Below are 13,862 nucleotides of genomic sequence, written 5' to 3'. Positions count from 1 at the left end.
AAGGAGTGATCCGACCGCAGCGCACCGCCCTGTTCGGCGCCGTGCTGCTGGCGCTGGGCGCGATCGCGCTGCTCACGGGCATGCTTCCGGTGACGGATGCCGCAGCGCTCGGCATCCGCGTCTGGCCGATCCTGCTCTTCGTGGTGGCCATCACGGTCGTCGCCGAGCTGGCCACGGCGGCCGGCCTGTTCGACTGGATCGCCGCGCTGGCCGCCCGCTGGGGGCGGCGCAGCGGCTGGCTGCTGTGGCTGCTCATCGCGCTGATCGCTGTGCTCAGCACGGTGTTCCTGTCGCTCGACACGACCGCCGTGCTGCTCACCCCGATCGTCGTCGTGCTCGCGCGCCGGGTCGGGCTCAACCCGCTGCCGTTCGCCCTGACGACCGTGTGGCTCGCCAACACGGCCTCGCTGCTGCTGCCCGTGTCGAACCTCACCAACCTGCTCGCTGAGCAGCACCTGGGGGGCATCGGGCCGGGAGCGTTCGCGGCCGCGGCGTGGCCGGCGCAGCTCGTCGGGGTGCTCGTGCCGCTCGCCCTCGTCGCCCTGGTGTTCCGGCGCGAGCTGGGGCGCAGCTACGACGATCCGGGGCCGGTGCGCCTCGCCGACGCCCGGTTGACGGTGATCTCGGCCGTCGTGCTCGTGCTGCTCGTGATCGGGCTCGTCTCGGGCGTCGCCGTGTGGATCCCCGCGTGCGCGGCTGCGGTCGTGCTGATCGCGGCCTTCCTGCTGCTGCGGCCGCGCGAGCTCAGCGTGCAGCTGCTGCCGTGGCCGACCGTCGTGCTCGTGTGCGGCCTGTTCCTCGTGGTCGCCACCCTCGACGCGGCGGGCCTGCGGGAGCTGCTGGAGCGGCTCGTGCCCAGCGGCTCTGGCCTGGGCGCGCTGCTCGGCGTGGCGGCGATCGGCGGCACCGCGGCGAACGTCATCAACAACCTGCCAGCCTATCTCGCCGTCGAGCCGGCGGTGCACGGCCTGCTGCCCGGGCTCGCGCTGCTCGTCGGCGTGAATGCGGGGCCGCTCATCACGCCGTGGGCGTCGCTCGCCACGCTGCTGTGGCACGAGCGGCTGCAGCGCCTCGGCGTCGGCATCCGCTGGTCGCGCTATGTGCTGTACGGATGCCTGCTGGCGCCGGTCACCGTCGTGCTGGGGGTTGTCGCGCTCTGGGCCGTGTGAACTGAAGCCGTCTCCTGCCGCCGAGGCGTGGTCGCAAATGGCCTGCTTCGGTGCGAAGAGCGGGCCGATTGCGACCACGGAGAGGGCCGATCGTGACCAGGGCGCGTGGTGGGCCGGTGAGGAGGTCCGCCTTCCGCGATGTCGGTGGCTGCTGCCACCATGTCGGCATGAAGATCTTGAAGCAGATCACCGTCTTCGACACCGCCGATCTCGACGCCGAGAGCGCGTTCTGGGCCGGCCTGCTCGGCGGCGAGGTGGCCGCGGAGTCCGACTGGCACACCGTCATGGTCGATGGCGAGCCGCGCGTTGCCTTCCAGCTCGCGCCGAACCACATCCAGCCCAACTGGCCCGATGGGCAGCCGCAGCAGCTGCACCTCGACGTCTACGTCGACGAGCCGCGCGAGGCGGCCGCACACGCCGAGTCGCTCGGCGCCCGCCTGCTGAAGGCGGCGCCCGATCTCGATGCGGAGGAGGGCTTCCAGGTCTACGCCGACCCGTCGGGGCATCCGTTCTGCATCTGCTGGGGCTGAGCGCAATGACCATCGAGGTGCTGCCGGCGACCGGGCGCTGGGAGGGCTTCGCCGAGTTCATGGTGCCGCGTGAGGGCGCGGGCGGCTGCGTCTGCATGTCGTATCGCGACACGCGGCTCGACATGGCCGGGCGCATCGATCACATGCGCAACGAGTGCTCGCGTGAGCCGGGTCCGGGTGTCCTGGTCTACGTCGACGGTCAGGCGGCCGGCTGGTGCTCGGTCGCGCCGAAGTCGACGTACCGGCGGCTGCTGAACTCGCGCACCATCCCGCACCTCGACGAAGAGCGCGACCCGTGGGCGATCGTGTGCTTCGTCGTGCGCGGCGGCTATCGCAGGCGCGGGCTCATGCACGAGCTGTTGGACGGGGCTGTGGAGCACGCGGCCGTGCACGGCGCGACCCTGGTCGAGGGGTATCCCGCCGAGGTCCAGGCCGGGCGCATCGACTCGACGAGCGGGTACGTCGGCACCACCACGCTGTTCGAGGCGCACGGCTTCGAACGGGTTCAGGCGACCAGCGCCCATTCCGGCGGCGCCCTGCGCTGGCTGATGCGCCGCGAGCTGGGCGGCTGAGCGCCAGGGCGCCCATCACCAGGCGCCGCGGTGCTCCGGCACGAGGAACACGGCGGGGATCACGGCGATCAGGGTCGCGGCGAGCACGAGGAACGACACTCCGAGGGAGAATCCCGGCGTGCTCGACTGGGCGATCACGGCGGTCACCACCGAGACCGCGATGATCGAGCCGGCCTGGCGGAACATGCCGCGCAACCCGGAGACCCCGGCGATCTGGCCCTTGGCGAACTGCAGCGTCGCGTTGTTGGCCGCCGGCACGGCGAGCCCCATGCCGAGGCCGGTCACGGCGGCGGCGATCGACAGCCACAGGTAGGCGCTCGTGCCCGACGGTGGAAGGAACATCATCACGAGCCCGGCGCTCACCAGCAGGAATCCCACGATCATGGGGAAGCGGTAGCCCGTGCGACGCAGCGCGGCCACCGCGAGCCCTGCGACGCAGATCATGCCGATCGCACGGGCGGTGAGCAGCGTGCCGCTCTCGAGCGCGGGGATGCCGAAGCGCTCCTGCGCGTACAGCGGAACGAGGGCGCCGAAGCCGATCGCGGCGGCTCCGTAGAGGAAGTTGATGACGTTCATTACGCCGAAGCCGCGGCCGATGAGCAGGTGAAGGGAGATGAACGGATGTGGCGCGCGGCGGGTGTGCCGCACGAACAGCCATCCGAAGGCGACGGCCAGCAGCTCGGGTACCAGCACGCCGGGGGAGTACCATGCCGAGCCGTCGCCGAGCACCGCGATGCCGATCATCGCCGAGAGGATCGTCGCCGCCATGGTGGCGCTGCCCACGAGGTCGAGCCGGCCGCCGCGATGGCCGACCGCGGCCGGGAAGAAGATCGCGCCCAGGATCAGCAGGGCCATGCCGATCGGCACGTTGACGAGGAAGATGCCGCGCCACGACCAGTACGTGACGAACACCCCGCCGAGGATCGGCCCGACGACGCCCCCGATCGGGAAGATGCTCGTGAACATGCCGAGGGCGCGGTCGCGGTTGCGCCCGAAGTGGTCGGAGACGATGCCGCTCGCGGCCGGCATGATCGAGCCGCCGCCAAGGGCCTGCACCGCTCGCAATGCCACGAGCATCTGGATGTTCTGCGCGAGCCCGCACAGCAGCGAGGTCAGCGTGAACAGCACGATGGCCGCGAGGAACACGCGCTTGCGCCCGTACATGTCGCTGATGCGCCCGGCGAGCGGCATCACCAGCACCTGGCCCAGGGAGTAGATGGTGATCGTCCAGGCGCCCCACTGCACGCCGGCGTGCAATTCGCGCTGCAGCGAGGTGAGTGCCGTGGCCACCACTGTGCCGTCGACCGACACCATGAACAGCCCCATCGACACGATGGCGAAGATCAGCCCGCGCCGCGGCAGCGGCTCGTCGTCGGCCGAGTCGGCAGAGACCTGGGCGGATGCCGCGGTCCTCGCTGCCTGGGTCACCTGCCCAGGCTACCATTTAGTTGCCTCGTGCTAACTAACTTGCGACGCTGACCTCGACGGTGTGCCAGCCGGTGGCGCCGTCGGGCAGCACATCCGAGACGCCCGAGGTCTGCTGCTCGCCCTGGGCGTTCGTGGCGCGCACGCGCAGCTGGTGGTCGCCCGGCGTGGCATCCCACGACCAGCGCCACTGCACCCACGTGTCGACGCTCAGCTCGCGGGCGAGCTCAGCCTCGTGCCACGCGCCGTTGTCGACCTGCACCTCGACCTTCGAGATGCCGACGTGCTGCTGCCAGGCGACGCCGGCGACCCACTGCTGACCGGCCTTCAGCGTGCGGCCCGGCCGTGGCACGTCGATGCGCGAGGACTGCTTCACGGGCGCCTTCTCCGCCCAGCCCTGCGTCACCCAGTAGCCCTTGTAGTCGGCGAAGCGGGTCACCCTGAGATCGACGACCCACTTGGTCGCGGAGACGTAGCCGTACAGGCCGGGCACAACGAGCCGCGCCGGGAAGCCGCGCGCGAAGGGCAGCGGCTCATCGTCCATGCCGATCGCGAGCAGGGACGCGCGGTTCGGGTCGGTCATCGCCGACAGCGGCGTCGCCGCCGTATAGCCGTCGAAGCTCTCGGAGTAGACCATGTCGGCGTCGCCCGTGACGCCCGCCCGCTCGAGCAGCAGTCGCACGGGGTAGCCGAGCCACTTCGCCGTGCTGATGAGCGGGCCGCCGACCTCGTTCGAGACGCAGGCGAGCGTGATGTAGTGCTCCTCCATCGGCAGCTCGTTCAGCTCTTTCCAGCTCAGCGTGAACGGATGCTTCACCATGCCGTGCACGCGCAGCGACCACTGCTCGGGGTCGAGCTGGGGCACCACGAGCTCGACATCGGTGCGGTAGAACTGCGGCAGCGGCGTGATGAGCGGCGTGATGCCCGGCACATCGAGCGACGCAGCGGCGGGCACGGCAGGGGCGGATGCCGCGGGCCGCGGCAGCTGGAACACGGAGCGCGCGTTCGCGGCTGCGCTCGCCGTGCGCGTGACCAGCTGGCCGCCGATCGTCGCGAGCACCCCGACGGCGGCGGCCCCGCCCGCCCACCACAGGAAGGTGCGCCGCGAGGGCGAGGTCTGCGCGCGGGCCGGCACCGCCGCAGGCATCCGTCTCATCAAGAAGGCGAGCGCCCATGCGCCCACGATGCCCGTGATGGCGGAGGGCACCGCCGCGACCACCGTGGCGTCGGCACGGCTCAGCGACGCCGCCACTCCGACGGCGGCCCCCGCGAGGATGATCACGCGGCCGAGCCAGGGGCGCCGCGCTTCGAGGACTCCCGCGGCTGCGGCAAGCACGGCGACGACGACCGCGAGGATGATGAACAGGAACGCCTTGTCGCCGTGGCCGAAGACCCTGATGACGGCTTCCTTCATCGGCCCCGGGGTCAGATCGATCACTGCGGACCCGACGACGACGAACGGGCTGAACGCGCGCGCAACGATCGCGGCGGCGATGCCGCCCGCTCCGAGCCCGAGCAGCGCCGCGGCGAGACCGGCCGCGGCGGGTCGCCACCACGTCATACTGCCCACAGGCACACGCTACGTCCGAAGGCTTTCGATGCGCTGATATGATGACTTCATCAATTCATCAAGGTGAAGGCATTCGATGCAGCATCGCCCGTCACTCAGCGACGTCAAGTCCGACTTGTTCAAAGGGCTGGCGCACCCGCTGCGCATCCGAGTCCTCGAGCTGCTGAGCGAAGCCGACGACGGCCCGCTCGGCGAGGTCGCCGTCGCAGAGCTGCTCGCGCAGACCGGCCTCGAGGCGAGTCATCTCTCGCAGCACCTCTCCGTACTGCGGAAGTACGGGCTGGTCGAGAGCGAGCGGCGCGGCAGTCAGGTCTACTACCGGCTCGCGTTCGCCTCCGTCGCGGGCCTGCTCGATGCCGCGCGCGCCCTGCTGGGGGAGCTGCTCGAAGCGCGTGGGGACGAGCTCGCCCAGCAGCTCGACGCCCATCACGCGGGGGCACGATGACCACCGCCACGCAGCTGCGCTCACTGCTGCCCGGCCGGATCGACTACGCGCAGCTGCGGCACAGCTGGCGAGCCGACCTGCTCTCCGGGCTGACCGTCGGAATCGTCGCCCTGCCGCTCGCGCTGGGCTTCGGGGTGAGCTCCGGTGCCGGCGCAGAGGCAGGCCTAGTCACCGCGATCATCGCGGGCGTCGTCGCGGCGGTGTTCGGCGGCTCGAACGTGCAGGTCTCCGGCCCGACCGGCGCGATGGTGGTCGTGCTCGCGCCGATCGTGAAGGAGTACGGCACCGGGGCCCTCGGTGCGGTGTGCGTACTGGCGGGCATCCTCGTCGTCCTCGCCGGTGCGCTGCGCCTGGGCCGCGCCGTCGGCCTCATCCCGTGGCCGGTGATCGAGGGCTTCACCCTCGGCATCGCCGCAACGATCTTCCTGCAGCAGGTGCCGCAGGCGGTGGGCACCTCGAGTGCGGGCCTGTCGAGCAACGCCGCCGTCGCGGCGGCGCAGGCGATCGGCCGGGCACACCTCCCGACGGTGCTCTGGGCGCTCGCCGTCGTCGCCGCGACCGCCGCGATCATGCTGCTGGCGCCGAAGGTGATCCCCGCAGTGCCCGGGTCCATCGTCGCGATCGTCGTCGTGTCTCTGCTGGCGGTGCTGCTGCATCTTCCGGTGGTCGAGCTGGGTGCGCTGCCTGCCGGGCTTCCCGCCCCGCGCCTGCCCGCCTTCGACCTCGCGACGGTGTCGCATCTCACGCTGCCCGCCGTCACGGTCGCAGCGCTCGCGGCCATCGAGTCGCTGCTGTCGGCTCGCGTCGCCGCATCCATCTCGGACACGGGGCCCTACAACTCCGATCGCGAGCTCGTCGGCCAGGGGCTCGCGTCGATCGTCGCCGGCTTCTTCGGCGGTATGCCCGCCACCGGGGCGATCGCCAGGACCGCCGTGAACGTGCGCAGCGGCGCGCGCACCCGGGTCGCCGCGATCGTCCACGCCGTCGTGCTCCTCATCATTGTGCTCGTCGCCTCCCGGATCGTCGCGTCGATCCCGCTCGCGGCGCTGGGTGGCGTCCTCATGGTCACGGCGGTGCGCATGGTCTCGCTGCGCACGGTGCGCTCAGTGATCGGCTCGTCCCGCGCCGACGCCGTGGTCTTCTGCATCACCGCCGTCATCACCGTGAGCGTCGACCTGATCTACGCCGTCGGCGCGGGTATCGTCATCGCGGGTGTCGTCGCGCTGCGGCAGCTCGCCAGGTCGGCCGACGCGCATCGCGAGGGGCTTCCCGGTTCGGCGGTCGCCGGCGACGAGCGCATCGCCCTGTTCCGCATCGACGGGGCGCTCTTCTTCGGCGCGGCCGAGCGGGTGCTCGATGAGATCTCGGCGATCAGCGACGTCGACGTCGTGATCCTGCGACTGTCGCAGATCCGCTACCTCGACGCGACCGGTGCGCAGTTCCTGACCGAGCTCGTTCAGCGGCTCGAGCGGCGCGGCGTCACGGTGCTCGTCAAGGGCATCCAGGCGCAGCACCTCGGGCTCGCTGAGCGCGTTGGGGTGATCGGCGCGCTGCGCCATCACCGGCATCTGTTCGACGAACTCTTGCCGGCCGTGGAGCACGCGCGCAGCCACGTCGCGCGCGCGATCGCGGCACCCTAGGGCGAGGTCTTCGTCGCGGCCCCTGCGGGCGCCTCCGCGGCTTCGTCGAGCTGCTTGTAGACGACCCGCTCGTGATACGTGTAGCGCAGCAGGAAGCCGATCACGAGCAGCACGGCCTGGGTCACCACCGTGTGGTTGTGCAGGTGCAGCAGCTCGACGGCGCCGAACAGCACGAAGGTGCGCACCGCGGACTCGACCGCGTTGAACCCGGCGGAATGCCCGAAACGCGACCACAGCCGCCGGGCGCCGGCGCGCAGGTCGTGGTACAGGAAGTGCTCCTGCGCGATGAAGTTGCCGATGATCGTGATGACGGCCGCGGCGATGGCGGCCTCGATGTAGGTCCAGCCGACCTGCTGCAGGGCCCCCATGATGACGAGGTTGGCGATGCCGCCGATGAATCCGATGAGCGCGAAGCCGGGCATCCGCCCGATCCGCAGCTCGACGATCTGCCGCGTGAGGCGCCCGACCTGCTTGATGTCGGCCTTCGACTCGCCGCCGCCGCGCGGCGCGAGGGTCGCGGGCACCTCGGCGACGTTCATCTGCTTGCGGCAGAGGATCTCGAGCAGGATCTTGAAGCCGCGCGGCTTGAGCACGTCGAGGTCGATCGCGTCGAGGCGCACCGCGAAAAAACCCGACATGGGGTCGGTCGACTTCGCGAGCTTGCGCGGGAAGAGCAGCTTGGCGATGCCGTTGCCGAAGTGCGAGAAGAACACGCGCACCCCGTCGGAGAGCCCCTCGGCCGATCCGCCCTCGACAAAACGCGAGCCCGCCACCAGGTTCACGCTGCCGTCCGCCTCGCCGGCGAGCGCCGTGTCGATCAGCCGGGGCAGCATCTCGGGCGGGTGCTGCAGGTCGCCGTCCATCACGACCGCCCAGCGGCCGTTCGCCACCCGGAAGCCCTCGAGCACGGCGCCGCCCAGTCCGTCGACGGGCACCTCGCGGTGGATCAGCCGCACCGGGATCGCGTGCCGGGCGGCGACCTCGCGGATCACCTCCGGAGTGTCGTCGGTCGAGTCGTCGACGAAGACGATCTCGACGGAGCGCTGCCCGACGGCGGCCTGCGTACGAGTGACAAGTTCATCGACGTTCAACGATTCGTTGAAGGTCGGCACGATGATGGTGACGTCCATGATTGCTGAATAGACGTTATCCCGCACTGCACTGAGAATGCGCACAGGGGAGGCTGCAGATGACCAATGACCCAGAGGCGCTCACCCTGCCCGACGGCCGCGAGCTGCGCTATTTCGACACGGGCCCCACCGCCGAGCGGGTGCTGGTGTGGCACTCCGGCACGCCGCACACCGGGCGCATCATCGCCCCCGTGCAGGCCGCGGCGCCCGGCGCGCGCATCATCTCGGTCGCGCGGCCCGGCTTCGGCGGCTCGACGCGGCTGGTCGGGCGGAGCGTGGCGGATGCCGCGCGCGATGTGCTCGCCGTGCTCGACCGGCTCGGCGTCGGCGAGTTCGCGACCGTCGGCTCATCGGGCGGCGGCCCCCACGCGCTCGCCCTCGCGGCGCTCGCCGGCCCGCGCGCCCTCGGCGTGGCGACCTTCGCCTCGGTCGCGCCGTACTACGCCGACGACGCGGGCTGGTTCGACGGCATGGCCGATCCGCGGGCGCTGCGCGCCGCCACCAATGGACTCTCGGCGCGTGCCGCCTATCAGGAGACCGCCGAGTTCGATCCCGCCGTGTTCGGCGCGGCCGACTGGGCGGCGCTCGACGGCGACTGGGCAGAGCTCGGGCAGGACGCCGGCGCCGCGGCCGAGCAGGCCGACGGCGGTGAGATCGACGACGACTGCGCGTTCGTCACGGGCTGGGGCGTCGATCTCGCGGGCATCCGCTCGCCCGTCCTGATCGTGCAGGGCGAGCAGGATCGCATGGTGCCGGCCGGGCACGCGACCCGTCTGCTGCGCGCCCTGCCGGATGCCACGTCATGGTGGCTCGCGGAGGATGGCCACGTCTCGGCGCTGCGTGCGCTGCCGCGCGCGATCGAGTGGCTGCGCGAGCACGGCCTGTAGCCTGGCGGGGTGGGGTATCTGGTTTACGGAGCAGACGCGGAGTACGAGATCGACGACCGTGCGCTCGCGCATCTCAAGATCGCGATCGTCGCGAAGCTGCGGCTGCAGGAGTCGTTCCTGCTGAACTGGACCATCCCCGCGGGGCAGGGTTCCGGGCGCGTCAGCCTCTGGGTCTCGCCCGCCGTTCCCCTGCAGTTCCGCTTCTCGGGCAGCAAGCCGCCCGAGCTCAACCGAGTCTGGATCGACGCGATGTCGCGCTCGTCGCACGGCGTGCGCGGCATGGTGCTCATGGGCGAGCAGGAGGCGGGCGAGTACCTCAAGGCCGCCGGCTCGCCCAGCGCTATCTAGGCCTGCTCTGACCGGCGTCAGACGCGCCGTGGCAGGGTGAGCGCGATCGCGCCGGCCAGGACCGCGAGCCCGCCGATCAGCAGCGCGGCGGCCGGCCACCCGCCGCCCACGAAGGCGAAGCCGCCGAGCCAGCCGAACAGGCTCGACCCCGCGTAGTACGCGAGGTTGTACAGCGCCGCCGCCTGGCCGCGGCCGAATGCGGCGTCGTGGCCCGTCCAGCCCGAGGCGATCGCGTGTGCGCCGAAGAAGCCGGCCGTGGCGACGACGAGTCCGACGAGCACCACCCAGAGCACGTCGACGAGCGTGATCGCGACCCCCGCCGCCATCACCGCGACGGACCCCAGCAGAACGGCCCTGCGGCCGAGCCGGGTCGCCAGGGCGCCCGCCTGCGCGGAGGACCAGGTGCCCGCGAGATAGGCGAGGAAGACGAGCGCGATGAGCGAGGCGGGGAGGGAGAACGGATGCCGCTCCAGCCGGAATCCGAGGTAGTTGTACATCGCGACGAAGCCGCCCATCAGCAGGAACGCCTGCGCGTAGAGCGCGAGCTGCCGGGGTGAGCGCAGGTGCACCGCGAGAGTGCGGCCCAGGCCGGCATCCGTCGCCCCCGTCCGCATCAGCCGAGGCGCGTGTGTCGGGCGCGGCGCCAGTGCGATGAACCCCGCCGTCGCGCACGCGCAGATGGCGATGACGACGAGCACGCCGGTGCGCCACCCGGCGAGGTCGGCGAGCGGCCCCGCGACGATGCGCCCGAGCAGGCCGCCGATCGTGGTGCCGGCGACGTAGGTTCCGGCGGCGCGGGCGCTGTGCGCGGCCGAGATCTCCTCGCTGAGGTACGCGATCGCGAGCGCGGGGACCCCGCCGAGGAAGAGCCCCTCGAGGACGCGGCCGGCGAGGAAGAGCGGGAAGGCCGGCGTGAGCGGGGCCAGCACGCCGAGCACGGTCGCCGCGACCAGGGCAATGGACATGGCGCGGGCGCGGCCGATGCGGTCGCCCGCGAGAGACCACGGGATCACCCCGATCGCGAGGCCGACCGTCGCCGCAGAGATGGACAGCGCCGACGCCGTGGCGTCGACGCGGAACGACCGAGCGATGAGTGGCAGCACCGCCTGCGGGGCGTACAGCTGGGCGAAGGTGGCGATGCCGGCGAGGAACAGCGCGCCCAGCATCCGTCGATATCCGCGGCTGCCGCGCTCGAAACCCGCCATCGGATTCCAGCGTAATCAGCCCGCGGCGGGGGAGTGTCCGCTCTGCCCATCGTGCGGCGCATGCGCCTCCAAGAACTCGTACACCGCCACGCGGTCGACACCCGTGAAGGTGCCGGTCGGCATCGCGGCGAGCAGCGAGGAGTTGAGGCGCGCGCTCGGCCAGGCGTTGTCGCTCCAGCGGGCGGCGAGCGCCGCGTCCGGCGTGCGGCAGCAGGCGGGGTCGGGGCAGGTCGAGGTGAGCCGCACGGTCGTGTCGCGGCCGCGGAACCACTTCGAGTCGGCGAACCGGGTGCCGACCGACACCGAGAAGTCGCCGTTCGCCGCCGATTCGATCTTCGAGGTGCACCAGTACGAGCCGACCGGCTTGTCGGTGTACTGGTGGTACGGCGAGAGCCGGTCGTCGCGCTCGAACACCTGGCGCGCGCTCCAGTAGCGGCACACCTGCTGGCCCTCGACGGAGCCCAGGGCATCCGTCGGGAAGAGCACGTCGTCGTTCTCGTACGCCTTCGAGATCGCACCGGAGGAGTGCACCTTGATGAAGTGCACCGGGATGCCGAGGTGCTCGGTGGCGAGGTTCGTGAAGCGGTGGGCGGCCGTCTCGTACGAGACCGCGAAGGCGTCGCGCAGGTCCTCGACCGAGAGCTCGCGCGCCTTCTTCGCGCTCTGGAGGAACTCGACGGCGCTGTCCTCCGGCACGAGCAGCGCCCCCGCCAGGTAGTTCGTCTCGACGCGCTGCCGCAGCAGCTCGCCGTAGTCCTTCGGCTCGGGGCGGCCGAGCACGTGGGCGGCGAGCGCCTGCAGCAGCGCCGTGCGCGGGTCGGTGCCCGACTGCTTGATCGGCAGGTAGATGCGGCCGTGCTCGCGGTCCGTGACACTGCGCGTCGACGCGGGCAGGTCGTGCACGTAGTGCAGCGAGAAACCGAGGTGCGTCGCGAGCTCGCCCGCCGCGCGCTGCGAGAGCGGGCCGCCGCGGTGGCCGATCGCGGTGAGCAGCTCGCGGGCCGCCTGCTCGAGCACCGGGTAGTAGTTGTTCCTGGCCCGCTGCTCGCGCCTCAGCTCCGTGTTCGCGCGCCGCGCCTCCTCGGGGGTCGCCGCCCGCTCGGTGTGCAGCCGCTCCAGCTCGCCGTGCAGCGCGAGGATCGTCTCGATCGCCTCGTCGGACAGGCTCTTCCGCAGCGGCAGCGGGGCGAGCCCGAGCGAGGCGAACAGCGGCCCGCGCTGCGCCCGTTCGAGCGCGATCTCGAGGCCGGCGCGCTTCGACGGCGGCTCGCTCGACAGCAGCGCGTCGACCTCGACGCCGAGCGCCTCGGCGAGCCGGTTCACCTCGCTGAGCTTGAGCTCGCGGCGGCCGTTCTCGATGACGGAGAGCTGACTCGGCGCGCGGTCGATCGCCGAGGCGAGCGACTCGAGGGTGAGGCCGCGCTCGCCGCGGAGCTGGCGGATGCGGCGGCCGATCGTAAGCGAGTCCATGTCATTCATCATGAGCGCCGCTGCGGCATCCGTCAGCCTTCTGATCGGTAGAAAAAACGCAGAATTTCTGCAAATGGATTCCTTCACGGGCGGTTTTCCGCGGGTGATGGTGGTTCCAGGCATCAAAACCGAGTCGAAGGAGACGACATGTTCAATGGCATCCGACCTGGCGACCAGACCCAGACCGCGATCGACCTCGAGGCGGAGTGGGCCACAGATCCGCGCTGGTCCAACACCACCCGCGACTACACCGCGGAGGACGTCATCGCGCTGCGCGGCCCCGTCCGCGAGGACGCGACGCTCGCCCGCCGCGGCGCCGAGCGCCTCTGGGAGCTCATCCAGAAGAGCGGCGAGGACCCGTCGTACTGGGTCGCCGCCCTCGGCGCCCTCACGGGCAATCAGGCCGTGCAGCAGGTCAAGGCCGGCCTCGACGCCATCTACCTCTCGGGCTGGCAGGTCGCGGCCGACGCGAACCTCGCGGGCCAGACCTACCCCGATCAGAGCCTCTACCCCGCGAACTCGGTGCCCGCCGTCGTGCGCCGTATCAACAACGCGCTGCTGCGCTCGGCGCAGATCGAGTTCAGCGAGACAGGGCAGGCGAGCCGCGAGTGGACCGTGCCGATCGTCGCGGATGCCGAGGCCGGCTTCGGCGGGCCGCTGAACGCCTACGAGCTGATGCAGGCGATGATCCAGGCGGGTGCAGGGGGAGTGCACTGGGAGGACCAGCTCGCGAGCGAGAAGAAGTGCGGCCACATGGGCGGCAAGGTGCTCGTGCCGACGTCGCAGCACATCCGCACCCTGAACGCGGCGCGGCTCGCGGCGGACGTCGCGGGAGTGCCGTCGGTCATCATCGCGCGCACGGATGCCCTGGCGGCGACGCTGCTCACGAGCGACGTCGACGAGCGGGATCGCGAGTTCCTCACGGGCGAGCGCACCGCGGAGGGCTTCTACGAGGTCGAGAACGGCATCCGCCCCGTCATCGGCCGCGGCCTCGCCTACGCGCCCTACGCCGACCTGCTCTGGGTCGAGTCGAGCAAGCCCGACCTCGAGCTCGCGCGCACCTTCGCCGAGGCGATCCACGACATCTACCCCGAGCAGCAGCTCGCCTACAACTGCTCGCCGAGCTTCAACTGGCGCGCGCACCTCGACGACGACCAGATCGCGTCGTTCCAGCGCGAGCTGTCGGCGATGGGCTACGCGTTCCAGTTCATCACCCTCGCCGGCTTCCACGCCCTGAACCACTCGATGTTCGACCTCGCGCACGGCTACAAGGACCGCCAGATGTCGGCCTACGTCGAGCTGCAGGAGGCGGAGTTCGCCTCAGAGGCGCGCGGCTACACCGCCACCAAGCACCAGGCCGAAGTGGGCACCGGCTACTTCGACCGCATCGCGACGGCGCTCAACCCGACCGCCTCGACCCTCGCTCTCGTCGGCTCCACCGAGTCAGAGCAGTTCCACTGAACCGCCCCGA

The 13,862-nt window shown here is 71.2% G+C and carries 13 protein-coding genes; 8 read left to right on the top strand and 5 right to left on the bottom strand.

Features of this window, described 5'->3' with window-relative positions; all coding sequences use genetic code 11:
* The first annotated feature begins 5 nt into the window (after positions 1–5).
* The 3 genes from ABD708_RS15370 to ABD708_RS15360 all read left to right on the top strand — a co-directional run bounded on the left by ABD708_RS15370 (position 6) and on the right by ABD708_RS15360 (position 2,271).
* Positions 6–1,169 carry an SLC13 family permease gene (locus ABD708_RS15370; protein WP_344756021.1) on the top strand — a complete coding sequence of 388 codons (1,164 nt, stop codon included), beginning with the start codon at positions 6–8 and terminating at the stop codon, positions 1,167–1,169.
* A gap of 167 nt (positions 1,170–1,336) precedes the next feature.
* Positions 1,337–1,699, top strand: coding sequence for a VOC family protein (locus ABD708_RS15365; protein WP_344756019.1), 363 nt, complete (start codon positions 1,337–1,339; stop codon positions 1,697–1,699).
* 5 nt (positions 1,700–1,704) lie between these two features.
* Positions 1,705–2,271, top strand: a complete 567-nt coding sequence (locus tag ABD708_RS15360; RefSeq protein ID WP_344756017.1) for a GNAT family N-acetyltransferase — start codon at positions 1,705–1,707, stop codon at positions 2,269–2,271.
* Positions 2,272–2,286: 15 nt separating this feature from the next.
* Here the strand turns inward: ABD708_RS15360 and ABD708_RS15355 are convergent, their stop codons facing one another.
* The gene (locus tag ABD708_RS15355) at positions 2,287–3,699 is read right to left on the bottom strand and encodes an MFS transporter (RefSeq protein ID WP_344756015.1); all 1,413 of its coding nucleotides are present in this window, start codon (positions 3,697–3,699) and stop codon (positions 2,287–2,289) included.
* Between the two features lie 34 nt (positions 3,700–3,733).
* Complete coding sequence (locus ABD708_RS15350) at positions 3,734–5,257, bottom strand: molybdopterin-dependent oxidoreductase (RefSeq protein WP_344756711.1); 1,524 nt, start codon at positions 5,255–5,257, stop codon at positions 3,734–3,736.
* A gap of 85 nt (positions 5,258–5,342) precedes the next feature.
* On the opposite strand from ABD708_RS15350, the gene ABD708_RS15345 reads away from it, so the two are divergent.
* Positions 5,343–5,711: an ArsR/SmtB family transcription factor gene (locus ABD708_RS15345; protein ID WP_344756013.1), complete on the top strand. Its 369-nt coding sequence runs from the start codon at positions 5,343–5,345 to the stop codon at positions 5,709–5,711.
* Positions 5,708–7,351 (top strand): SulP family inorganic anion transporter, encoded by a 1,644-nt coding sequence (locus ABD708_RS15340; RefSeq protein WP_344756011.1) that lies wholly within the window; start codon positions 5,708–5,710, stop codon positions 7,349–7,351. Before ABD708_RS15345 ends, ABD708_RS15340 begins: the two co-directional genes overlap by 4 nt.
* Here ABD708_RS15340 and ABD708_RS15335 read toward each other — a convergent pair.
* A complete protein-coding gene (locus ABD708_RS15335) occupies positions 7,348–8,481 on the bottom strand; it encodes a glycosyltransferase (RefSeq protein ID WP_344756010.1) in 1,134 nt (377 codons plus the stop codon). The genes ABD708_RS15340 and ABD708_RS15335 overlap by 4 nt on opposite strands.
* Before the next feature lie 59 nt (positions 8,482–8,540).
* Here ABD708_RS15335 and ABD708_RS15330 point away from each other — a divergent pair, with 59 nt between their 5' ends.
* Together ABD708_RS15330 and ABD708_RS15325 are read left to right on the top strand one after the other, a co-directional pair.
* Positions 8,541–9,368, top strand: a complete 828-nt coding sequence (locus ABD708_RS15330) for an alpha/beta fold hydrolase (protein ID WP_344756008.1) — start codon at positions 8,541–8,543, stop codon at positions 9,366–9,368.
* 9 nt (positions 9,369–9,377) lie between these two features.
* Complete coding sequence (locus ABD708_RS15325; RefSeq protein WP_344756006.1) at positions 9,378–9,716, top strand: DUF7882 family protein; 339 nt, start codon at positions 9,378–9,380, stop codon at positions 9,714–9,716.
* Positions 9,717–9,733: 17 nt separating this feature from the next.
* On the opposite strand, the gene ABD708_RS15320 is transcribed toward ABD708_RS15325, so the two are convergent.
* Both ABD708_RS15320 and ABD708_RS15315 read right to left on the bottom strand, forming a co-directional pair.
* Complete coding sequence (locus tag ABD708_RS15320; protein WP_344756004.1) at positions 9,734–10,921, bottom strand: MFS transporter; 1,188 nt, start codon at positions 10,919–10,921, stop codon at positions 9,734–9,736.
* 15 nt (positions 10,922–10,936) lie between these two features.
* The gene (locus tag ABD708_RS15315) at positions 10,937–12,391 is read right to left on the bottom strand and encodes a helix-turn-helix domain-containing protein (protein WP_425553308.1); all 1,455 of its coding nucleotides are present in this window, start codon (positions 12,389–12,391) and stop codon (positions 10,937–10,939) included.
* Positions 12,392–12,538: 147 nt separating this feature from the next.
* On the opposite strand from ABD708_RS15315, the gene aceA reads away from it, so the two are divergent.
* Complete coding sequence (gene aceA, locus ABD708_RS15310; RefSeq protein ID WP_344756000.1) at positions 12,539–13,852, top strand: isocitrate lyase; 1,314 nt, start codon at positions 12,539–12,541, stop codon at positions 13,850–13,852.
* Positions 13,853–13,862: the final 10 nt, after the last annotated feature.

This window comes from Gryllotalpicola koreensis, from assembly GCF_039538185.1.
GTDB classification, from domain to species: Bacteria; Actinomycetota; Actinomycetes; order Actinomycetales; family Microbacteriaceae; genus Gryllotalpicola; species Gryllotalpicola koreensis.
The sequence above is the reverse complement of the archived record's forward strand: the minus strand, read 5'-3'. Positions and strand labels throughout refer to the sequence as shown.

What these genes read in the sequence shown, in the direction of transcription:
- ABD708_RS15365 (WP_344756019.1), top strand. Translation starts at nt 1,337, where the DNA reads ATGAAGATCTTGAAGCAGATCACCGTCTTCGACACCGCCGATCTCGAC.
- ABD708_RS15335 (WP_344756010.1), bottom strand. Translation starts at nt 8,481, where the DNA reads ATGGACGTCACCATCATCGTGCCGACCTTCAACGAATCGTTGAACGTC.
- ABD708_RS15350 (WP_344756711.1), bottom strand. Translation starts at nt 5,257, where the DNA reads ATGACGTGGTGGCGACCCGCCGCGGCCGGTCTCGCCGCGGCGCTGCTC.
- ABD708_RS15345 (WP_344756013.1), top strand. Translation starts at nt 5,343, where the DNA reads ATGCAGCATCGCCCGTCACTCAGCGACGTCAAGTCCGACTTGTTCAAA.
- ABD708_RS15320 (WP_344756004.1), bottom strand. Translation starts at nt 10,921, where the DNA reads ATGGCGGGTTTCGAGCGCGGCAGCCGCGGATATCGACGGATGCTGGGC.
- ABD708_RS15340 (WP_344756011.1), top strand. Translation starts at nt 5,708, where the DNA reads ATGACCACCGCCACGCAGCTGCGCTCACTGCTGCCCGGCCGGATCGAC.
- aceA (WP_344756000.1), top strand. Translation starts at nt 12,539, where the DNA reads ATGTTCAATGGCATCCGACCTGGCGACCAGACCCAGACCGCGATCGAC.
- ABD708_RS15315 (WP_425553308.1), bottom strand. Translation starts at nt 12,391, where the DNA reads ATGGACTCGCTTACGATCGGCCGCCGCATCCGCCAGCTCCGCGGCGAG.
- ABD708_RS15330 (WP_344756008.1), top strand. Translation starts at nt 8,541, where the DNA reads ATGACCAATGACCCAGAGGCGCTCACCCTGCCCGACGGCCGCGAGCTG.
- ABD708_RS15360 (WP_344756017.1), top strand. Translation starts at nt 1,705, where the DNA reads ATGACCATCGAGGTGCTGCCGGCGACCGGGCGCTGGGAGGGCTTCGCC.